22 protein-coding genes and 1 tRNA gene are annotated in these 19,146 nt (G+C 59.0%); 6 read left to right on the top strand and 17 right to left on the bottom strand.

The features are described from left to right. Nucleotides 1–77 precede the first annotated feature (77 nt). Nucleotides 78–1,157, top strand: coding sequence for a phospholipase A (locus RBA40_RS28225; RefSeq protein ID WP_306651771.1), 1,080 nt, complete (start codon nt 78–80; stop codon nt 1,155–1,157). A 99-nt stretch (nt 1,158–1,256) separates the two neighbouring features. Here RBA40_RS28225 and RBA40_RS28220 read toward each other — a convergent pair whose 3' ends face one another. Genes RBA40_RS28220 through RBA40_RS28210 form a run of 3 tightly spaced genes read right to left on the bottom strand, consistent with a single transcriptional unit; the run spans nt 1,257 to nt 3,429 of the window. Beyond that, on the bottom strand, nt 1,257–2,021 hold the full coding sequence (locus tag RBA40_RS28220; RefSeq protein WP_306651770.1) for a hypothetical protein: 765 nt from the start codon (nt 2,019–2,021) through the stop codon (nt 1,257–1,259). 45 nt (nt 2,022–2,066) lie between these two features. Continuing rightward, nucleotides 2,067–2,855, bottom strand: coding sequence for a DUF2491 family protein (locus RBA40_RS28215; protein ID WP_306651769.1), 789 nt, complete (start codon nt 2,853–2,855; stop codon nt 2,067–2,069). 1 nt (nt 2,856) lies between these two features. Beyond that, nucleotides 2,857–3,429 (bottom strand): hypothetical protein, encoded by a 573-nt coding sequence (locus RBA40_RS28210; protein ID WP_306651768.1) that lies wholly within the window; start codon nt 3,427–3,429, stop codon nt 2,857–2,859. Between RBA40_RS28210 and RBA40_RS28205 the strand changes: the two genes are divergently transcribed. Both RBA40_RS28205 and RBA40_RS28200 read left to right on the top strand, forming a co-directional pair. Beyond that, on the top strand, nt 3,407–3,859 hold the full coding sequence (locus RBA40_RS28205) for a hypothetical protein (RefSeq protein WP_306651766.1): 453 nt from the start codon (nt 3,407–3,409) through the stop codon (nt 3,857–3,859). The two genes, RBA40_RS28210 and RBA40_RS28205, sit on opposite strands and share 23 nt — an antisense overlap. Before the next feature lie 116 nt (nt 3,860–3,975). Further along, nucleotides 3,976–4,440: a phage regulatory CII family protein gene (locus RBA40_RS28200; RefSeq protein ID WP_306651765.1), complete on the top strand. Its 465-nt coding sequence runs from the start codon at nt 3,976–3,978 to the stop codon at nt 4,438–4,440. Between the two features lie 40 nt (nt 4,441–4,480). On the opposite strand, the gene RBA40_RS28195 is transcribed toward RBA40_RS28200, so the two are convergent. Continuing rightward, the gene (locus RBA40_RS28195) at nt 4,481–4,897 is read right to left on the bottom strand and encodes a hypothetical protein (RefSeq protein ID WP_306651763.1); all 417 of its coding nucleotides are present in this window, start codon (nt 4,895–4,897) and stop codon (nt 4,481–4,483) included. Nucleotides 4,898–5,016: 119 nt separating this feature from the next. Next, complete coding sequence (locus RBA40_RS28190) at nt 5,017–6,165, bottom strand: GGDEF domain-containing protein (RefSeq protein ID WP_306651762.1); 1,149 nt, start codon at nt 6,163–6,165, stop codon at nt 5,017–5,019. Nucleotides 6,166–6,392: 227 nt separating this feature from the next. On the opposite strand from RBA40_RS28190, the gene RBA40_RS28185 reads away from it, so the two are divergent. Further along, nucleotides 6,393–7,394, top strand: a complete 1,002-nt coding sequence (locus RBA40_RS28185) for a 2-hydroxyacid dehydrogenase (RefSeq protein WP_306651761.1) — start codon at nt 6,393–6,395, stop codon at nt 7,392–7,394. 23 nt (nt 7,395–7,417) lie between these two features. Here RBA40_RS28185 and RBA40_RS28180 read toward each other — a convergent pair whose 3' ends face one another. From RBA40_RS28180 to RBA40_RS28125, 12 genes are all read right to left on the bottom strand, one after another. Continuing rightward, a complete protein-coding gene (locus tag RBA40_RS28180) occupies nt 7,418–8,068 on the bottom strand; it encodes a hypothetical protein (RefSeq protein ID WP_306651760.1) in 651 nt (216 codons plus the stop codon). 10 nt (nt 8,069–8,078) lie between these two features. Then, on the bottom strand, nt 8,079–9,098 hold the full coding sequence (locus tag RBA40_RS28175; RefSeq protein WP_306651826.1) for a pesticin C-terminus-like muramidase: 1,020 nt from the start codon (nt 9,096–9,098) through the stop codon (nt 8,079–8,081). 1 nt (nt 9,099) lies between these two features. Then, nucleotides 9,100–9,453 carry a hypothetical protein gene (locus tag RBA40_RS28170; protein WP_306651759.1) on the bottom strand — a complete coding sequence of 118 codons (354 nt, stop codon included), beginning with the start codon at nt 9,451–9,453 and terminating at the stop codon, nt 9,100–9,102. A 13-nt stretch (nt 9,454–9,466) separates the two neighbouring features. Continuing rightward, a complete protein-coding gene (locus RBA40_RS28165) occupies nt 9,467–10,039 on the bottom strand; it encodes a DUF4123 domain-containing protein (protein ID WP_306651757.1) in 573 nt (190 codons plus the stop codon). A gap of 1 nt (nt 10,040) precedes the next feature. Continuing rightward, the gene (locus RBA40_RS28160; RefSeq protein WP_306651756.1) at nt 10,041–10,376 is read right to left on the bottom strand and encodes a PAAR domain-containing contractile injection system baseplate protein; all 336 of its coding nucleotides are present in this window, start codon (nt 10,374–10,376) and stop codon (nt 10,041–10,043) included. 29 nt (nt 10,377–10,405) lie between these two features. Next, on the bottom strand, nt 10,406–12,148 hold the full coding sequence (locus tag RBA40_RS28155; protein ID WP_306651755.1) for a type VI secretion system Vgr family protein: 1,743 nt from the start codon (nt 12,146–12,148) through the stop codon (nt 10,406–10,408). Nucleotides 12,149–12,224: 76 nt separating this feature from the next. Further along, nucleotides 12,225–13,091 carry a type VI secretion system Vgr family protein gene (locus tag RBA40_RS28150; protein ID WP_306651754.1) on the bottom strand — a complete coding sequence of 289 codons (867 nt, stop codon included), beginning with the start codon at nt 13,089–13,091 and terminating at the stop codon, nt 12,225–12,227. Nucleotides 13,092–13,440: 349 nt separating this feature from the next. Further along, complete coding sequence (locus RBA40_RS28145) at nt 13,441–14,121, bottom strand: DUF4142 domain-containing protein (RefSeq protein WP_306651752.1); 681 nt, start codon at nt 14,119–14,121, stop codon at nt 13,441–13,443. Nucleotides 14,122–14,412: 291 nt separating this feature from the next. Continuing rightward, nucleotides 14,413–15,225, bottom strand: a complete 813-nt coding sequence (locus RBA40_RS28140; protein ID WP_306651751.1) for a response regulator — start codon at nt 15,223–15,225, stop codon at nt 14,413–14,415. Between the two features lie 26 nt (nt 15,226–15,251). Next, a complete protein-coding gene (locus tag RBA40_RS28135) occupies nt 15,252–15,596 on the bottom strand; it encodes an Hpt domain-containing protein (protein ID WP_306651749.1) in 345 nt (114 codons plus the stop codon). Further along, on the bottom strand, nt 15,593–15,979 hold the full coding sequence (locus RBA40_RS28130; protein WP_306651748.1) for a response regulator: 387 nt from the start codon (nt 15,977–15,979) through the stop codon (nt 15,593–15,595). Before RBA40_RS28130 ends, RBA40_RS28135 begins: the two co-directional genes overlap by 4 nt. 26 nt (nt 15,980–16,005) lie before the next feature. Further along, the gene (locus RBA40_RS28125) at nt 16,006–18,024 is read right to left on the bottom strand and encodes a PAS domain S-box protein (RefSeq protein ID WP_306651746.1); all 2,019 of its coding nucleotides are present in this window, start codon (nt 18,022–18,024) and stop codon (nt 16,006–16,008) included. A gap of 303 nt (nt 18,025–18,327) precedes the next feature. Between RBA40_RS28125 and RBA40_RS28120 the strand changes: the two genes are divergently transcribed. Beyond that, nucleotides 18,328–18,915 (top strand): hypothetical protein, encoded by a 588-nt coding sequence (locus RBA40_RS28120; protein ID WP_099872761.1) that lies wholly within the window; start codon nt 18,328–18,330, stop codon nt 18,913–18,915. A 123-nt stretch (nt 18,916–19,038) separates the two neighbouring features. Then, a tRNA-Cys gene (locus RBA40_RS28115) sits at nt 19,039–19,109 on the top strand. Nucleotides 19,110–19,146 lie beyond the last annotated feature (37 nt).

Here is a 19,146-nt window from a genome sequence, read left to right as displayed (position 1 = left end):
ATAAATACATGCAGCGCGACATCTTTTCTCATATTGCGCTACAGTAATCACCCTTTGTCATTTTAGAAACATCCCACATGCGCGCCGCCCGACTGCCCCTCCTCCTGACCACCCTTTTTATCTCCGCTGGCGCCGCCCAGGCAGGCGAGCTCGAGCAGCAAATGCTGCGCTGCTCCGTGCTTGGCGACCCGAGCGCGCGACTCGGGTGCTTCGACGCGCTCACCAAGGCGGCCACGGCCGACACCGTTGCCGGCAATCCAACGCCGGACGCGACCGTCGCCGCTCCAGCCGCCAAGAAGGGTGAGCCAGCCGAGCCAGCAACGCCGATCCCAGCCGTGGCATCGGCCACGCCAGCACCGCCGGAAACGCCGATTTCGCGTACCGAGCAGTTGTGGGAATTGACCAAGGCGTCGCGCCGCGGCGTGTTTTCCTTCCGTCCGCACCGCGAGAATTACCTGCTGGTGGCCAACTACAGCACCTCGTCGAACGATGAGCCATACCGCCATTTCACACCGGCCGGCCTGAAAACCAAGCGCGTGGAGCTGACTTATCAGCTGAGCCTGAAAATGAAGGCCGCCGAACAGGTCGCGGGCTTGCCGGTCGATATCTGGCTCGGCTACACGCAGCAGAGTTTCTGGCAGGCGTACAACCGCTCGCAATCGAGCCCGTTCCGCGAAACGAACTACCAGCCTGAAATCATGGCGGTTGTGCCGATCAACCAATCGTTCGCCGGGTTCAATCTGCGCTTCGTCAATTTCGGCCTGATTCACCAGTCGAACGGGCAGACCTCGACCCTGTCGCGCAGCTGGAACCGCTTGTACACCGAAGTGGGTATCGACCGTGGCAATTTCGCGATGAGCGCACGCCTGTGGCGCCGTCTGGATAATGCCAAATCGAACAACGATAACGCCGACATCACCGATTTCCTGGCGCGCGGCGATGTGCGTGCCAGCTATCGCAAGGATGGCTACGAGTATTCGATCATGGCGCGCCGGAACATGTCGACCGACCATGGCGCGATCCAGGCGGCGATGTCGTATCCGCTCACGACCAACCTGAAAGGCTATGTCCAGCTGTTTTCCGGCTACGGTCAAAGCTTGATCGACTATAACTATTCGCAGCGCTCGGTGGGCGCCGGGTTCACCGTCGATTTCTGATCCGCGTTCAAGCGATGGAATAAAAAAACGGCCTCGAAAGAGGCCGTTTTCATGTGTGCCGCAGCCGCCATGCGCATGGCGGCCCGGTGATATCGCTACTTACGCGGCGGCCGGCTTGCCCGACAGGCGTTGCAGGCGTTGCAGCGCGGTTTCGCCGCTGGTGTCGTTCTGCACCGACTTGCGGATTGCATCGATTTCGGCAGCCTGGTCGAGCGGCTTCTGGCCGATGTCGGCGACGATGCGCATGCCTTCGGCTTCGTTGCTCACTTCCTGGGCGCGGCGCGTCAATGCGTTGAGCGCGGTCGAATTGCCTTTCATGCCGGTCAGGCCCGCGAGCTGGCTCTGGCGCTCGGCGCGCATCGCTTGCAGATCCTTCTGCGCCTGGGCCGCTGCCAGCTGCTGCAGCGCTTTCTTGGCCTGGGCATCGAACTCGGCGAGCTGCTTGGACAGCGCATCGATGATCTTTTGCAGCTCGTCCATGTACGCCTTGGCGTCGGCTTCTTCCTGGATCTCTTGTGGCAGGCGGCTCTTGTTCGCTTCGAGTTCGTCGCAGAACATGGTCACCGTGGCTTCCGAAATCTTGCCCGCGGCCAGACGTTCGGCCAGCGTTTCCGTGGCTTTTTCGTCGTTGGCGATCAGCGCACGCAGGTTGATCACATCCTTGTGTTCCTTCTCGAAGGAGGAGCGCGCCGATGCCAGCACTTGCGCGGTGGCGCGCAGGGTGTCGGCCAGACGGTCGCGGTCGGCCTCGGTCGCCGTTTCAGGGTCAAAATTGGCGATCGCTGACGATATACGGTCGCCCAGCACGCCGAAGTGCTTCGAAATCAAACGCGCCGTCAGTCCCCATCCACTTGCATTGCTCATCTTGAATCCCTTTCGTTGTTAAGTAAGACTGCCTTTACCGAACCGTTACTGAATAACGACCCGTTCTTGCTCCACCGGTATGCCAATGACGAAATCGACATGGATACCGCGTTTTGAGTTATCGCCATTCACGCTGGAGATGATCTCCGTCGTGATCAGCAAATATTCGCTGCCGCCGCCCGCCAATTCGCGCACGTACGGCATGAAATACATTTCCTGCTTCAGACCCTGCACCCCGCCGGCGTCGTCGATCCGGGTTTCGGTGCCCATGAACGGGGCCACGAAGGTGGCGTTGCGGTCGCCCGCGTCGCGCACATAATCGAGGCGGTCGCTGTCGCCGAAGACCGTGGCCAGTTCATCTTCGCTCAGGCCCACGTCGTCGAGCTGCTCGCGCCACAAGGTGTAGGTCTGGTCGCCCAGGCCAAAGCCGGAGCGGCCGGTGTAGGCATCCTGGTCTTCCGCCGTTTCCGGAATCACGCGCGCCAGCTGGGTGCAATACATGATCTCGGCCACCTTGCCGTCCTTATCGGCGTACAGCTGCAAAAACTTTTCCTTGGCATCGTCGTCGCCCTTGGCCAGGTAATACCGATACAGCCCGCCCGCCAGATTGAGCTTGATCTGCGATACCGCCAGAATCAGCGTGTCGGCATCGCGCGGCATGGCGATCAGCGAACCGTTGGCCTGCGCCCGGATCAGCGGCGACATCTGCAGCTGGAGCATGCCGCCGATGCGCGCGCCGAGCGGCAAGCCTTCATCTTCGCGCCGCGCTTTGCCATCGGCGCCATGGTTGCCGGCGATGCCGCGCATGTAATCGAATGCGTTCTTCCAACCCATGTCAGTTCCTGTCAAAAGAATAGTTTGCCGTGCTTGGCGCTTTGCCGCGCCTTAAAAACTTCCATCCCAGATAAGCCACCCACGCCAGCACCGACAGGATCACCAGCCAGACAAAGGTACGCAGCAGCGATTTGCCGAGCGAGCGTTCCGCCGGCGCTGCGGCCCCCGCTACCGGACCGGTGCTGCTGGCGCCGCTGCCCGGAACGGTACCGACCATCCCGCTATTGTTCGTGTTACCCGGATAACCGCTGTTCGCATGCGAGTTGGACATCGACCGTCCCAGCAAGAAGCCGAGAATGGCATTGCCCATGCCGTTATTATTCTGCGGCACCATAATCGGCGGCATCGAATTGCCGCCATATTGGCCATTCCGGTTGCCGTTGTACTGGCCGCTATTCGTATTGCCGTACTGCCCCGCATTGTTCGATCCGTACTGCCCGCCCGATGGCTGCGACGACGGCACCGGCTTGATCTCGCGCGGCGCATTGGCTGCCTGCTCGGCCGCCCTGCGCGCTTCCAAGGTGCGCAAGGCGTTCGCTTCGGCGTTACTCTTGTCCAGGCGTTGCGACAGCACCGAACCCGACTTCTGCTGCCCTGGCTGGGCGCCGCTGTCCTGCCGCGCCGGCGCCCCGCCGAAGGAACCGAAGCCCCCGAACGAACCCTTCTTCTCCGCCTTGCCCGCATCCGCGCTGCTATCCTGCGAACGCTGCGACCATATCGAACCCGACTTCTGCGGCGGCGGCGAGGTGTCCTGCGAGCGATCCGACCACGACGACCCGGACTTCTGGGGTGGCGGCGACGAAGACCGGCTCCCAAACGAGCCGAACGACGAGTTCTTCGACGACGTTGACGACTTGCTACTTGATGGACTGGATTTTTGGGAGGAAAATCCACTCTTATACGAGCTCGACCGCGAGCTCGAACTCGAACTTGATGCCGGTTTCGCGCCGGCCGTGACTGTGGCCGCGGCGGGTAGCAGCAGTGCCAGCAGCAACATGATCTGAGTTGACTTCATTTTTCTTTGGCCGGGTTGAAGGTTGAAAGAAGCATAACAGCACCAATACTGCCAATGCACCGGTAAAAATAGGCAAGATTCACCATGACTCGTAAATATCTGGACATGAACCAGCACGACGCGCTGTACAGCGTGGCACGCCGCTATCCCGGAGGCATTGATATGCTGGCCAAGGAGATTGGCATTTCCGCCAATGTTCTGCGCAATAAGCTGTCGCCCACCATTTCATCACATTACCCATCGTTCGAGGAGGTTTCCATCATCGTCGAGCATTGTCACAAGGCCGGCGTGCAGGAAGCGATGATGCCGCTGCATGCGCTGCTGAACCGGCACGGCATGGCCGCCTTCATCGTGCCGCAACCGGAACAGGTGGGCCGCGACGACCTGTCGCAGACGGTATGCCGGGTGATGAGCGAAGTCGGGGCCGTGGCCGAAGCCGTGTCGGGCGCGCTGATGGACGGCGTGGTCACCAGTGCCGAAGCAGACCTGATCGAGCGCGAATTTCATTCTGCGTTATCGGCGTTGGGTGAATGGCGCGCGCGGCTGCGCATGCGTACCGGCGGAACCTGACAAGGACGGCGATGCGCACAGCATGCGCATCGCCAGCGCCTTATGGCGCCCGCGGCGGCGCTGCCTGCGCCGGCTTGAGCGAACGCAGGAACAGACCAAGTCCGCCGATCGCCAGCACCAGGATGCAAATGAGCTCGAAGGCCGACATGGTGCGCAAGCTCATGCTGACCGAGGAAATTACGCCAAATACCAGCGCCGCGAACGAGCACAGGGCAATCAGCCAGCCAAGGTAATTCTTCGAATTATAGAAAACCATGCCGATCCCGATCATCAGCGGAATGAGCACCATGCCGCCGCTGATGCCAAAACCCGAGCCGAAGCCGAACAGACGCGTGCCGAATCCGAAATTGGAACTGACCACGATCCCGTTAAGCAGTAAATAGAAACCGCCGCACATCATGATCAGGCCGAGAAAAAACTGGCCCGTGCCACCGCTGGTTCCACCTGCTCCGTTCATGTCCACATCTCCGCTGTTCAAATAATGTCGACACTATAACAAAAAGTAATGCGGGTAAACATATCCGCTCAATGGAAGGTTAAACAGACAGTTGCCGCGTGGCTTGTGTCTTTTCTTTGCTACACCAGCGCCGCAACCGGCTCGCTGACCACGACCTGGTTGCGGCCCAGGTGCTTGGCCTGGTACAGCGCCTCGTCGGCTGCCCGCAGCAGGGCTGCGGCATCGTCGCCGGCGCAGGGTAGGCCGATCGCCACGCCGACGCTGACAGTCAGCCTGCCCAGGTCGCTATCGAGGTGCTCGATGTGGAGCGCCGCCACCGCGGCGGTGAGCACCTCGCCCATCGCCTGCAATTCGCCGGGAACCGGGTTATGCCAGATCACGACGAATTCTTCGCCGCCGTAGCGGGCGGTCAGGTCGAGCGGGCGGCGCGCCAGGCCGGCGATCACGTCGGCCACGGCTTTCAAGGCCGCGTCGCCGCGGGCGTGGCCATAGCGGTCGTTATAGCGCTTGAAATAATCGATATCGATCATCGCGATGGCCACCGCTTGCCGGTCGCGCAGGGCCTGGCGCCAGACGCGCTCCAGATGAATATTCAGGCTGCGCCGATTCGACAGTCCGGTCAGGCCGTCGAGCGCCGCCAGTTCGTGCAGCAGCGTATCGACCAGAAAAGTGGTGCGGATGCTGTGTTCGAGGAAGTAGGCGCCGTACGCGCCCACGCCATTGGCCGCGCACATGAAAACAATCTGGTACAGGCGTGCCTGGGCATTGGTCTGCAGCGCGAATTCCATGACGACGAAAGCGAACAAGGTCACCATATTGGCAAACAGCGCGCGCCGCCATTCCAGGCAGGCGATCAGGTACACGAACAGCGCCACCAGCAGGATGCCTTCGTACGGGATCTGATAACCGACATCGAGCGCGCTGCCGATCACCGCGACGGTGCTCACGCCCGTGACCAGGGCGGCGGTAAATACAGCCGTTCCGAGAAACGGACGCCACGCGGCCCGGTAGCTGGCCAACAACACGATGATGAAGCTCGGGATAATCAGCGTCAGGCGGATGCTGACCGTGCGTACCGACACATATGCGGGCAGCGTGGCCAGATCGATCAGCACGAACATGATGAAGAGGACAATACTCACATAAGCGGCCACGCGTACGCGCACCAAATGCCCCTGCGTAAAAAAAGCCTGGAACTGCCTTTCCAGGCCATCCTCGAAGCGCAGCCAGCGATAACCCTGCTCCAATGCGCGGCGATGCGGCGACATGCTGGCGTTATTCAGTAACTCAGGATCGATTTTCAGCATCGGCGGCGGAAGTGGAGTGGAAGCGGGCAAGCCCATGATACGCGCGCAAGCCCATGCACAGCGCGTTGATTGCACCGATTCGTCGCCCCCATGAACGCGAGGCACAAACGGGATGCAGCATGATGCAACGTCGACAACGCTGTCCGGGCTATGATGGCGCATCTCAATCGACGCGGGAACCGAACACCATGAAAATTGCCATTTTCAGCACCCAGGCCTACGACCGGCGTTTTCTCGATGAAGCGCTCAAAGCCCATCGAGACAGTCAGCACATCGAACTGGTGTATCAGGAAGCGGCGCTGGCGCTGCACACCGTCGCGCTGGCCCAGGGGTGCGACGCGGTGTGCGCCTTCGTCAACGACCGGCTCGATGCGCCAGTGCTCGACGCATTGCACCAGGTCGGCGTGCGCGCGGTGCTGATGCGCTGTGCGGGATTCAACAATGTCGATATCGAAGCGGCGCAGCGGCTGGGATTTTTCGTCGCGCGCGTGCCCGCCTACTCGCCGGAAGCGGTGGCCGAGCATACGCTGGCGCTGATCCTGACGCTCAACCGCAACACGCACCGGGCGTACGCGCGGGTCCGCGAGGGAAACTTCGCGCTCGATGGACTGCTGGGCAGCAATCTGCACGGGAAAACCGCGGGAATTGTCGGTACCGGCAAGATCGGGCTGGCGACGGCGCGCATTCTCAACGGCTTCGGCTGCAAGGTGCTCGGGTACGATCCCGCGCCGGCGCCGGAGTTCGCCGCGCTGGGGACGATGGTGGATCTGCCGGCCTTGCTGGCGCAGTCCGATATCGTGTCGCTGCACTGCCCATTGGTGGACGCGACCCGGCACATGATCAATCGCGACAGCCTGGCTGGAATGAAGCGTGGGGCGATGCTGGTCAATACCTCGCGCGGGGCGCTGATCGATACGTCGGCCGTGATCGAGGCGCTGAAATCGCGCCAGCTGGGGTTTCTGGCGATCGACGTGTATGAGCAGGAAGGGTCGCTGTTTTTTCACGACCGCTCGGGCGATATCATCGAAGACGATGTGTTCCAGCGCTTGATGACGTTCCCGAACGTGCTGGTGACTGGGCACCAGGGGTTCTTTACCGTGGAAGCGATGCGGGAAATTGCGGAGGTGACGTTCGGGAATATTGCTTGTTTTTTGGATGGAAAGCATTGTGCGAACGAGATAACTCCGTAAGGAGTATCCCGGTCGAATCAACCTTACGGCGTGGTCGGGAGCTCTTTCATGCGCTTTAATCGCACGCCCATAATGCCGTTGCCCTTGCCATCCTTTGATTGTCCGTCCATATAAATTGTCAATATCATGTCGCCTTGTCTGTCAAACCAGGCATCGATATTATGCGATTTGCTAAAATCGACAAGATGATATTCAATTGGTTTCACGCTTGGCCACATCGACCTTCTCGCACGATCCTCAGCATCCCATTTCACAATCTCGACAATCATAAAATTCATCATGTAATTTTTTGGATGTTGAGCGCATAGATCAGACCAATACGTTTTACACAGATCCTTTTCAAACGGAGTAAGAACCGTCACTTCCAATGCCTCGCCTATAGGGCCATCAAAATTCATTTTTTCAGAATTATAGTTACCAGGCATATAGGACAACCCTGTCCTTTCGATTCGTATTGCTTGCCCGACCGGAAAAGATCCTGCTTCTTTCAGCATTTGCTTTTCCAAATCTATCGGTACGGTTAAAAATTCCCGCCAATCGTGATCATAAACGCACCATGTTCCTACAAACTGATTAGCGGGATTCTTAAATTTTTTCATGGATTGCCTCGCCATTCCATCGTTAATTGAAAAAACTAAAATTGCCATCAGTAGACAGGAAACAGTATTTTTCATACAAACTCCTTCATTCCTTATCACTTGGCATAGAGTCGAAAAGATATTCTCTCTCACGTATATCAGGAATCAAACTTCGTTTTCCTTGCACAATAGCCTTTAATAAAAGATTGCTGGGCGTTCCATATTGATATGTATGGGATAGCAATGTTGTTTGCTGCTCCACAGTCAGCTCATGAAAATCTTTAGCGTTTGCGGACTTGGTCAGTTTTTTATATACATGCATGGTTCCCTCTAAAGCGTCGTCCTGCGAAATTTTGTCCAAAAAATTGGTTTGTCGTTCGTCCAACTCCAAGGGGTGTTCGCGTAAAAATTTGCACGCCTCTCCCCCAATAAGCTGGAAATATGGAGTAATTTTCTCATGCAATGCTTCCACCTCTGCTGCAGAAATTGCATGCTCTCCGCTATTCCACTCTTTCATTTTTTTTAGAAATTTATCTGATGCAAACTGTCCGAGATCCACACCGACTCCAATGGTAACGCCGGATTTATTGTGTGGTTCCCCACCATACCCCCCCGCAAGGCGCGGCATGTTGGGATCCCGCGTGTTGGAATAAAACGTGATCACTGGTTTATCTTTTTTCAGATAAGGCCACCAGGGCACATAGGCAACAGTGTGCTCCCCACCTTCAAGCTCAACCAGCTTGCCAAAATCAATTTTCGTCCCATTTCTTCTATTAATTTCATCTCCAATGGATTTCGGAATGAGTATTCTTTTTGAGTCCTTGGTCGGAACGCATCCGGGATGCCGCAGCTTGCAAACTGCTTTGGACACTCCCTGATGCGCCACTATTCTCGCTTCTATCTCTCTTGATTTTTTAGTGAAATCCGGATCTTTTTTACTGAGACCCTTTTTTTCTTTAGTTAGCCTTTCTATTTCCTCCTTTGCCAGCTTTGCACTAACGAAACATGCTTCGGATTTGGCAATCAGTTCGCGTTCTTTCTGCAACTCATCTTTGTCATAATCGGGCAAGTTCTCCTCTACCAGTGCAACTCGCACCACCGGGGCGGATGATCCTTTTTTGCCCATATCAATCAACCTCTTCCAAATATGTTTCTATCCAATTTGTCGCAAAATCTGCATTTCCGGCTCTTGCATTCCCGCAAAAATATTGAACAATGGCCGTGATGTCTTCCTGAGAACAGCCAAGCATATTGGCGTATAAGACCTTGAACCCCAAGAGCGAAATATGTTGTACGTTCTCAATATCATTTTCGCGACAGGCGAAATAGACCTTGCGCAAATCAGATACCAGGTCGGCCGCTCGATACTCAGTTGCGTGAGGATGATCGCTCATGTACCACGCCTCAACCATGAACTCCGTCCAGATTCGACAGTCCCTCCGCATGGCACGTTTTTCCTGGTCAGCCGTGAACTCAATCATTGCGCCCTCTTCACTATTGAGTGATAACGATATCGCGCACATGAAACTGCATCACGCCTGGATCGAGAATCCGGCTGATCACCGTTGTCTTCCGCCTGGCCAACGCAATCATCTTCCCGCTAGCGGCATCGGCAAAATAGACAGTCCCGCATGCACTTCCAAAAAACTGGCTCAGCTGATTGTTACTGGCCTGCCGTACAAACCGTGCAAACGCACGGGCGTCGTAGTAGCGGAAGTAGCATTCCACCCCTTGGCTATTCCGGACAAAACTGTTTTTCTTGAGCTGAACCTTGAGCGCATCGCACCCCGCATCCGACTCAACCAGCATCGTCACGCCCCGGTGCCAGACATGATCAATGAAGCCCGCTACGTCAGACTGAAACTGCGCGCACGGGATCAGATAAGGCGCCACATTACGCAGCGTGATTGCCTTGGTGCCGCTGTACAGGCATTCATGCGTCACACCATCCCGCTGCAAATCGAGCAGCAAACGGTTGTCCGCCGCCGCGTCGTACAAGGCATACAGCGTGCCGCTGCGCTCGCTGAGCAGGCGGTGAAGCGCATTCCGGGTCGCATCATTCCCCATCTCAGCTCCCTGGTTGGACCGTCATCGCGCCCGCTGCGGCGGCTTCGATAAGGCAGGTCTCGTCCTTGTCCTTCCCGAACAACACCGTCATGCAGCCTCCGGTGACAATGCCATGGCAGCTGACCCTGTCGCTCATGCATGCCGCAGGTTTGCCGTTGATAAGGACCGTTTTCTCGCCCTCGACCAGGGTATCCCTCGCGCCGTTGTGCTGGACCTTGTCGCCAATGCGCGCCGCAGGCAGATTTCCGACAAGGACATTGGCGCTGCCCTCCAGAATGGCGCCGCTTCCGTGCGGATGCGCGACGTCATCCGTTTGCCTGGCTGATGGTTTTCCCATGGCTGACGCCTCCCTGCATCGAAAAACGGTTAAATGCCACCGGCGCCCTTGCCGCTGCCCTTGATCACAGCCGCCGCACTGCCGGCCACCGATCCAATCACATCCGCAATCGCGCCAACATCGCCGTTTTTGACCGCTTTCGCTGTTCGCGCGAGATTCTTGAGTTCCTTAAATACGGCCAACGGACTCATTTCCCCGCTCATCAACCGTTCCAGTCCAGCGTCCATGCCAACCACGCCCGGACCGCCGCAATCGACCAGCGACGACCCAGTCGCCGCTGTCTTGTCGGAAGGCGTTTCCTTCTTGACCTCGGGCGCCGCTGGCGCCGCTGGCGGCGCTTGGGCAGCGCCGCAATTGAGCTGCACCACACCGCCGTCGGCGTTGATCTGCGCGCTGCCCTGCAAATGAATCCGGGTACCTTGCAAAAAAATGCCGCCATCGCTGCGCAAGACAATCTTGGCCGCTCCGCAAACCAGTTCCAGATGTTCGCCCACCGACGTGGTATGACTCTGTCCAATGGTTCTGGTTTCCGTCTTGCCGATGCTGATTTCCTGGCTCTCGCCCACCGTCACCTTGCGCGATTTACCTACCGTCAGCAGGTCAACCACGCCCACGGCGGTATTACGGACCATCCCCACGATCAGCGAGTACGCAATGCCGATATTGGTCATGCGCGCCAGACCGATATTCTCCAGATTGGCCATGCCGATGTTTTCCTTCTTCAGGCGGCCCACCTTGATCGACCAGTTCTTGCCGATCTTGTCGGACTCGTTATTGCGAACATCCTTGTCGCGGTTCTTCCCGATCGTGATGCGTTCGTTCTGCCCGACCGTCTCGGTGCGGTTCTGGCCAATGTGGATCGTTTCGTTCTTGCCCACGTCCTCATCGCGATGGTTGCCTATGCTGATCGTTTCGTTATGGTCGACCCGCTCGCTGCGGTTGTTATGAACGGTGATGGTTTCGTCATGGTCAACCGTTTCGGTACGGTCGTGATGGACCGTAATGGTTTCATCGCGGTGGACGGTCTCGGTGCGATCGCGCCTGATATGACTGGTCTCGTCGCGATCGATGGTCTTGCGCCGGTCATTGCCGACCCATTTATCCTCATCGTGCTCGACTTCCGTCAGCTGGTCCTTTTCGGCGTGTAGCCAGAGCTGCTCCGCGCCTTTCTTGTCCTCGAAACGCAGTGCATTGGCATTGTCGTATCTGCCGCCCGGCGTGGAACGCGTCAGGATGCCGGACTGGGTTTTGTTATCCGGCAGTGTCCACGGCGGCATGGTATTCACATTCGGGACCATGCCGGTGATGATCGGACGATCGGGATTGCCGTCCATGAACTGCACCAGCACTTCGGTTCCGACGCGGGGAATGGTGGTCATACCGAAATTGGCGCCCGCCCAGGGCGTGGCAACGCGCAGCCATGTGGAACTTTTCTCATCGTTGATTCCCGCGCGGTCCCAGTGGAATTGCACGCGTACGCGCCCGTATTCGTCGGTGTGAATCTCTTCGCCGGCGGGACCGACAACGATGGCGGTCTGGATGCCGTGAATGCGGGTATCGTTGCTGTTATGCCCGCGCGGGGGCCGCCAGGTGATGATTTTGCGGATCGCCTTGAGCCGATTTTCATAATGCGATGGCGTGGCAGCCTTGCGGTGGTAATTATTGCTCGCGCTGTGATGGACTTCGGTAATCAGGAATTCACGCGCCTGCGCGTCATCGCCCAAGGTGGCGGTATCAAAATGTCCGGATAGCCGGAACCAGCGGCCCGGCATGGCATGGCATGGCGGTTATTGCCAGTGCCATCGAACTGCTTTCCACCCGCTTCAAGCGCCTCGATCTGGCGCTGCGCTACCTCGCGCGCATTGCCGCTGTCCTTAAAGCCGTAGGCTCCTGCGTATTCGTACGACTCGATACAGAGCACGTCGCCCTGCTGCTGCACCGTTGGCAGCGATGTTGTCGCCGGCCGGTTTTGAAATCATAGGACGCCAGCGCCAACGTTCCCTGGGTGATCTGACGGCCCGGCGACCATTCGCAGATGCCATCTTCTTCCGCCGATCCAGCATGCCGCTGAAATGGCACCTCGGGATCGCCATCGATCGCCGGCGCGCTGGTCGAATCATCCGAGAGCACCATTTTATGGCCATGCTCCGTATGCTCGAACCAGTAAAGAATGCCCGCCGTTGCCCAGCGCCGCTCCAGGTAATTGCTGTCGGTTTCGCCGAACTGGCAGGCGTCGGTCATGATTGTATCGGCACCGCTCACGCGCCAGTCCCAGTCGGCCACGTTACTGTAGTCGTCGAAAATGCTGGCAGTCTGCTGGTAAAGCGTGGTGTTGTGAAACAGGTAGTTATCCTTGCGCATGTCCAGATAGTTGTACCAGGGGCCTATCCGCGCCTCGTAATACGACACGCCGCCATCGACCGTCTTGAGACTGAAACCGAAAACCCGGCCGGTGAAATAGCGCATGCTGCCATCCTTGCGCACAAGCTGCACGCACAGCATCTTCCCCTGCAGGCTTTTGAGCGGGATATTCGGCTCGTCCGATAGCAGCTCGACGATGTATTCAAACGGCTTGGACAACGCCTCGGATGCGTCGAGCGAGTTAACAAGCAACTGCGTGGCCGGGCCATCGTCGTGCGGAAACGACAGGCGCAGGATGCGGTCGTGCTGGCGATCGCTGATCAGGTCGCGCAGGCTGTGCGGCGCTTCGCTCATGCCGGCACCTTCCGATGGCGTAAGTGACGCGGCAGGCTACGGCAGATCGCAACGAAGGCGGCTGGCATGGCGGTCCCGGAAAATTGAACGATTGGCGAAAGCAGATGTCTGACTTAAGCTTCGCGTTTTATCGTTCAGATGACAGGGCGCAACATTTTTGTTAGGAATTTAGTCGACGTCAGCCGTATGCCCGGGAAGTCGTCAAAGAGGATGGAATCAGTGAGATAAATACGACAGATACGGAACCCAGAACGAGCCCAAAAGCGGCATCATGCCAGTCATGGCGAGACTGATATGGCCAACCCCGCCGTCACGTACCGGCGCGCGCTGCGCCGGTACAGTCATGCCATTAACGCTTGCCGGCGTTCTGCTCGTTCGCTTCGCCCACCACCGGCGGCTTGACACCAGCGGCCGGAGCCGGCGTTTTGGCGCCCGCCATCGGCGTGTTGTGGGCGCCTCCGTGCGCGGCGCCGCCCTTGGCGGGGGCAAGGCTGATGGCCGAATGCAGGTGCTGTTCGACGGTCGGCAGCATCTTCGCGGCCAGGGCTTTGACGTCCGGGTCCTTGGCCTTGGCTTCAAACTTTTTCAGCGCCGCGTGCACGGCCTTGTGGTCGCCCACGCCTGCCTGGGCCATGTAGGCCTTGTCGAAGGCATCGCCGGTCAGCTTGCTCAGTTTGGCGGCCATCGCCTTGTGCTTGCTGTCGAGCTCGGTCGGGAGCGTGACGCCCTTGGTTTGCGCAAGTTGCGTCACGTCGCCCAGCGCCTTGGTGTGGTCGTCGATCATTTGCTGCGCGAACGCTTTCACTTGCGCGTTCTGGCTATTGGCCAGCGCCAGCTTGCCGGCCTCGATTTCGGCCATGTTCGCGCGTGCCATGTCGGCCACGATTTTCTGATCGGCCTTGTTCAGCGCGCTCGCCGCAGGCGTGTCCATGGTCGCCTTCCCCGCCTGGGCGTAACTGGTGACCGGCATGGCGAAAGCGGTGGCAACAGCGGCGCCCAGTACACATTTGATCAAAGTCGTTTTCAGCATGTGGATCTCCTTTTGAAATAATGTCATTAAACCAATAACGCTGTGGCGCCAGTCTAGCCGGGTAGGCATTTTCCGAGCGCCCTGTAGCCTTTACGCAAGCTTACTTTCTGGCTGGCGATGAATCTCAGCGAGACCTATGTGCGTGGGGAGACAAAAGAAAGGAACAACAAGGAAGGAGATCAACAGCGCGAGTGCAAGGAAGGCATTTTTTTGCGGGCGCGTTACTGGCGATGCCAGGGAAAGCGGCGCCGGCATACCAGCGCGGGTATGCCGGCGCGTCATGCGGTGACGTCAGATGCCGACCACGCTCTGGATGCAGGAATACAGCGTTTCCCATTTGAAGGGTTTGAAGATGTAGCCATCGGCTCCCGCCTTTAAACCTTTCATTACCTGGTCGTCGGACACTTCCGACGTCACCATGACAACCGGCGCCTTGGACCAGCCTTCGTTGCGGCGGATAGCGGCCAGCAGATCGAAGCCATCCTTGCCGGGCAGCCCGGGCAGGACGATGTCGAGCAGCACCAGGTCGGGCGCCATGGCGGTCTGCACCACCGCCAGCGCATCGTTCATGTTGCCGGTCGCGTGCACGGTAAAACCCTTTTCGCTCAGCAGCACCACCAGCAGTTCCGACAGTTCCTCATCGTCTTCGACCACCAGGGCCGTCAGGGCATGTTTGCTCGCGCCCAGCTGCGCCTTGTTCCCATAGGAATAGAAGCCGGTATTTTTCAGCTCGGTCGCGCCGCGCCGGGCCTGGGCCCAGGCTTCCACGCTCTCTTGCGGGGTCAGCTCGGTCACGTCGAGGGTCGGCAGGGTTTCCGAAAAATCGAATCCGTCATCGTGCACGGCGGCCTGTTCCTGCGCTGCCGGCAGGCTTTGCTGCGCACCGGCAAACACGCGCACCAGACCCTGTTTGGTCAGCGCGTCGAGCTCGCTGACGAGCTTATCGACCGGCATGCCGCCCAGCGCCAGAAAATCGTGCACGCTGGAGCGTCCGTTAATCATCGATAAAACGCGGGCCGGATCGCGGGCCAGGTTCTTGCACCCGTTTTTCAATTCCGTCATGCCCTTGGAAGTTTTGCTGTAGATCGTCGATATATCCATCATTTCCTGTCCCTGCCTGATAGGCGCTGTCATTGCGGTGCGGGCGTGGACAAGGCCATGCGCTTGAGCGCGGCCATGTCGGCACCGATGTCATTCAGATTCTCGATTGTCCAGTCGTTTTCGGTAAGCTGCGTTTTGATTTTTTCTTCGATGCGGCGCGCCGCCAATCCCAGCCCGGCCGAACCAAACGTACCGGCCGCGCCGCCCAGCGAATGCAATAGCCGGTACAGTTCCTGCCAGTGCGCGCGCTCGGCCATATCGCTGCGGCACAGCGCATACGCCGCATCCATCTGCTCGAAGCGGGCCGGCAGACGCGTGCGAAATCCCTGTGCCAGCAGCGCCACCCTGGCCTGCAGATCGGCGGGCGTGTTCATGCCATGGCCTCGTCCCACAGCTGGCGCACTTGCACCGCCAACTGCATCGGATCGAAGGGTTTGGCGATCACCCCCAGCGCCCCGAGCGAGCGGTAATACGCCACTTCGCCGGACTGCACCTTGGCCGTCATGAAAATGACGGGCGTACTGGCGGTATTGGGCAGCTTGCGCAATTCGGACAGGGTCGTCGGGCCATCCATTCCGGGCATCATGACGTCGAGCAGGAGCAGGTCCGGCTTACACTCTGCGGCCGCCGCCAGCGCTTCGCGGCCCGAACTGCAGGTACGCAAGGCCAGTCCGCCGACCATTTCGAGCGCCATCTGGGCGACGGTCTGGATATCGGGATCGTCTTCCACGTACAGGACCAGGGAAAGTGCAGTCATAAATAAGGATGTCCTGAAAAAAGCGGTTATGCCGCGAGCGGCAGTTCAAAGAAAAACGCGGTGCGCACGCCGCATTCGCTGAGAAAATCGATGCGGCCGCGGTGCCGTTCGATGATGGCTTTCGAGATATTCAGGCCAAGGCCGGTGCCGCCTTTCGGGCGCGTGTCCGAGGCATCGGCCTGGGCGAATTTCTGGAAAATGCGGCTGCGGAACTGGTCGGGAATGCCGGGGCCATGATCGGTCACCGACAGGCGCGCATATCCCGGCTGGCGCAGCAGGCGCACTTCGACCACGCCGCCGGGCGGGGCGAATTTGGCCGCGTTCGAGAGCAGGTTGACGATCACCTGGATCAGGCGGTCGGTATCGGCGGCCACGATCAGGTCGCCATGCTCCGAGCGCAGATCGAAGCTGACCTTGAAGGGCGAGGCAAAGGCGTGGGTTGCGGCGATGGCCTGTTCCACCAGCGGCAGCAAGGGCTGGACCACGGGCTCGAAACGCATATTGCCGGACTCGATTTTTTCGACGTCGAGAATGTCGTTAATCAGGCGCACCAGGCGGTCGCAATTCTTGCTGGCGATATCGAGCAGCACCTTGGCGCGCACGGGAATCTCGCCGGCCGCGCCGCCCGCCAGCAGGCCGAGCGAACCTTTGATGGAGGTCATCGGCGTTCTCAGTTCATGCGAGACCGTGGAAATGAATTCGTTCTTCATGTTTTCCATTTTCTTGCGTTCGCTGATGTCCTGGGCGATGCCGACAAAGCCGGACAGCGCGTTGTCATCATCCCACACGGCGGAAACTGACAGCAGCACCGGCAGCCGGCTGCCATCCTTGCGGATATACGTCCATTCGGATTCGTCGGGCAGGCGCTCGCGCGCCTTGGCGATGAACATCTCGGCGCCGGGCCGGATCGGACGCCCCAATTCAACGCTGAGCGCATGCACGCGCGCTTCCAGCTCCGCCGGATCGTGCAGCACCAGCAGCGAGGACTGAGTGCGCATTTCGGCTTCGGAATAACCGAGCATGCGCTGGGCGCCATCGTTGAACATGATGACCTGGCCGTGCGCATTGACGTAAATGATGGCGTAGTTATTGCTGTTCAAAATCGCATGCTGCAGGCTGAGCGTTTCGGCCAGGCGCCGGTTCAGGCGTTTCATTTCATCGGCATTGCGGCGCCGCGCGGAAATATCGCGTACCAGGCCGGTAAAGGCGCGGCGCCCGTTGATGTGCATTTCGCTCACCACCAGGTTGGCCGGAAAACGGGTGCCGTCGCTGCGCTGCCCGAATACCTGGCGGTTGATGCGCACGCCGTCGCCGATGCCGCCGCGCGCCAGTGCGCGCACATAACTGGTGACGGCGGCACGGTAATGACGCGCCACCAGCTTGCTGAATGACCCGCCGATGACCTGGTCCGGCCGGCATGCGAACAGGCGCTGCGCCTCGGGATTGAAGGTTTCGACCAGGCCCTGGTCGTCGATGGTGATGATGGCGTCGCCCGCGTGTTCGACAATCGCCTGCAGGCGCGCTTCCTTTTCGCGGCTGACCTGGGTGGCCTGCTTGATCGTGTACACATTCAGTTCGAGTTCGGCCCATTGCGCCAGGTCGCACAGGGCAGCAATATCGTCGTCGGAAAAGCTGCGCGGCACGCGGTCGATCAGGCACAGAGTCGCGACCAGGGCGCCGTTATCGGCACGCAGGGGAATGCCGGCGTAAAAGCGGATGTGCGGGGGACCGAGCACGAGCGGATTATCGGCAAAGCGCGGGTCGGCGGCCGTGTCGGGAATGATGAATGGGAAGTTGCGCAGGATGGCATGCCCGCAAAAGGAGATAGTGCGCGGCGTTTCAGGCGCATCGAGGCCAAGGCGCGATTTGAACCACTGGCGTTCGCTGTCGACCAGGGTCACCAGCGCGATCGGACAGTCGAACATGCGCTGGGCGCTGCGCGTGATGCGGTCGAAGCGCTCCTCGGGCGGGGTATCGAGGATATTGAGGCCGCATAGTGCGGCCATGCGCGCGCTTTCGTCGGCGGGTACTGGGGCATCAAGCAAGATAATGGCTTTCCAGGTTTGGCGCCGCCCCCGGACAAGCAAGCCGCGGGCGCTCATTTCACATCCGGCGCGGTCCTGCCGCTATCGTTTGCAAGCTGCACAGATAGCTATCGGTAATGGTTAAATATACCCGATTCTCCTGTTTCGTGGTGCTGCTTGCACCCGCCGGCCAAGCTGGTTCCCGCCCTCTGTTGTGTTTCCGTTAGGAAGTTATTTATTAGTGAAGGCTAATGGATTTACGATATTATCGGCACTGCTTGCACATGCCGGGAAATTGACCAAATGACTGACCAAGGAATTACCATGAACATCACCTCCAAAGCATTGCTCTTTGCTTCATGCCTGTCGGGGGCGGTATTGCTGCAAGGCTGTGGCGCCACCAGAATCAAGGCGTCGTCGACCACCAATCCGCCGCCATCGGAAGCGTTTTCGGCGTTCGGCCGCATCGACGTCAAGCCGGTGGTGTTCGGGCCCGACGTCAAGGCCGATCGGGATGGCCTGAACAAGATCGAAGCGAACCTGCAGAAGGATTTGTCGGCCTCGCTGCTGGAATGGAACGTGCGCCCGGCGAATGGCCGCACCCTGATCATCCAGCCCGTGATCGAGCAGATGAGCTTCAAGCGCGGCGCCCAGCGCGTGCTGCTGGGGCCACTGGCCGGCAGCTCGGGCGTGCTGCTGCGCCTGAAAATTACTGACGGCAAGGGCCGCGTGGTGGCCAATCCCGAATTCTTCCAGCGCGCCAACGCCATGTCGGCCGGCTTCACCCTGGGCGTTCACGACAACATGATGCTGACCCACGTGGCCAGCCTGGCCAGCCGCTACGTGATCAACAATTACAGCCGGGCCGAAGGTGGCGCGACCGGTGCCGACGCCAAGGCGATTGCCCCGTAATAGCGCTTTCTCAAACAAGCTCATGCGGCCCAGCGAGGGCCGCTTTTCTTTGGGCGGCGCGCAAACGGTTTGTTTGATCCAGTCGGCATGGTATGACGCGATGCGGGTGGACACTACTCCCATGGCGGAGTAGCAAAATGGCAATGCACCAGCTTGCAACGCTGGGGACGTCGGTTCGATTCCGGCATCCGCCTCACCTCTTCCAGCACGATCCGGCGAAAAGGAACTGTT

The organism is Massilia pseudoviolaceinigra (assembly GCF_030846505.1).
Taxonomy (GTDB): domain Bacteria; phylum Pseudomonadota; class Gammaproteobacteria; order Burkholderiales; family Burkholderiaceae_D; genus Telluria_A; species Telluria_A violaceinigra.
Note: the sequence above shows the minus strand (reverse complement) of the source record. Positions and strands in the feature narration are given on the sequence as shown.

What these genes read in the sequence shown, in the direction of transcription:
- RBA40_RS28225 (WP_306651771.1), top strand. Translation starts at nt 78, where the DNA reads ATGCGCGCCGCCCGACTGCCCCTCCTCCTGACCACCCTTTTTATCTCC.
- RBA40_RS28220 (WP_306651770.1), bottom strand. Translation starts at nt 2,021, where the DNA reads ATGAGCAATGCAAGTGGATGGGGACTGACGGCGCGTTTGATTTCGAAG.
- RBA40_RS28215 (WP_306651769.1), bottom strand. Translation starts at nt 2,855, where the DNA reads ATGGGTTGGAAGAACGCATTCGATTACATGCGCGGCATCGCCGGCAAC.
- RBA40_RS28200 (WP_306651765.1), top strand. Translation starts at nt 3,976, where the DNA reads ATGAACCAGCACGACGCGCTGTACAGCGTGGCACGCCGCTATCCCGGA.
- RBA40_RS28195 (WP_306651763.1), bottom strand. Translation starts at nt 4,897, where the DNA reads ATGAACGGAGCAGGTGGAACCAGCGGTGGCACGGGCCAGTTTTTTCTC.
- RBA40_RS28190 (WP_306651762.1), bottom strand. Translation starts at nt 6,165, where the DNA reads ATGTCGCCGCATCGCCGCGCATTGGAGCAGGGTTATCGCTGGCTGCGC.
- RBA40_RS28185 (WP_306651761.1), top strand. Translation starts at nt 6,393, where the DNA reads ATGAAAATTGCCATTTTCAGCACCCAGGCCTACGACCGGCGTTTTCTC.
- RBA40_RS28180 (WP_306651760.1), bottom strand. Translation starts at nt 8,068, where the DNA reads ATGAAAAATACTGTTTCCTGTCTACTGATGGCAATTTTAGTTTTTTCA.
- RBA40_RS28175 (WP_306651826.1), bottom strand. Translation starts at nt 9,098, where the DNA reads ATGGGCAAAAAAGGATCATCCGCCCCGGTGGTGCGAGTTGCACTGGTA.
- RBA40_RS28170 (WP_306651759.1), bottom strand. Translation starts at nt 9,453, where the DNA reads ATGATTGAGTTCACGGCTGACCAGGAAAAACGTGCCATGCGGAGGGAC.
- RBA40_RS28165 (WP_306651757.1), bottom strand. Translation starts at nt 10,039, where the DNA reads ATGGGGAATGATGCGACCCGGAATGCGCTTCACCGCCTGCTCAGCGAG.
- RBA40_RS28160 (WP_306651756.1), bottom strand. Translation starts at nt 10,376, where the DNA reads ATGGGAAAACCATCAGCCAGGCAAACGGATGACGTCGCGCATCCGCAC.
- RBA40_RS28155 (WP_306651755.1), bottom strand. Translation starts at nt 12,148, where the DNA reads ATGCCGGGCCGCTGGTTCCGGCTATCCGGACATTTTGATACCGCCACC.
- RBA40_RS28150 (WP_306651754.1), bottom strand. Translation starts at nt 13,091, where the DNA reads ATGAGCGAAGCGCCGCACAGCCTGCGCGACCTGATCAGCGATCGCCAG.
- RBA40_RS28145 (WP_306651752.1), bottom strand. Translation starts at nt 14,121, where the DNA reads ATGCTGAAAACGACTTTGATCAAATGTGTACTGGGCGCCGCTGTTGCC.
- RBA40_RS28140 (WP_306651751.1), bottom strand. Translation starts at nt 15,225, where the DNA reads ATGATGGATATATCGACGATCTACAGCAAAACTTCCAAGGGCATGACG.
- RBA40_RS28135 (WP_306651749.1), bottom strand. Translation starts at nt 15,596, where the DNA reads ATGAACACGCCCGCCGATCTGCAGGCCAGGGTGGCGCTGCTGGCACAG.
- RBA40_RS28130 (WP_306651748.1), bottom strand. Translation starts at nt 15,979, where the DNA reads ATGACTGCACTTTCCCTGGTCCTGTACGTGGAAGACGATCCCGATATC.
- RBA40_RS28120 (WP_099872761.1), top strand. Translation starts at nt 18,328, where the DNA reads ATGAACATCACCTCCAAAGCATTGCTCTTTGCTTCATGCCTGTCGGGG.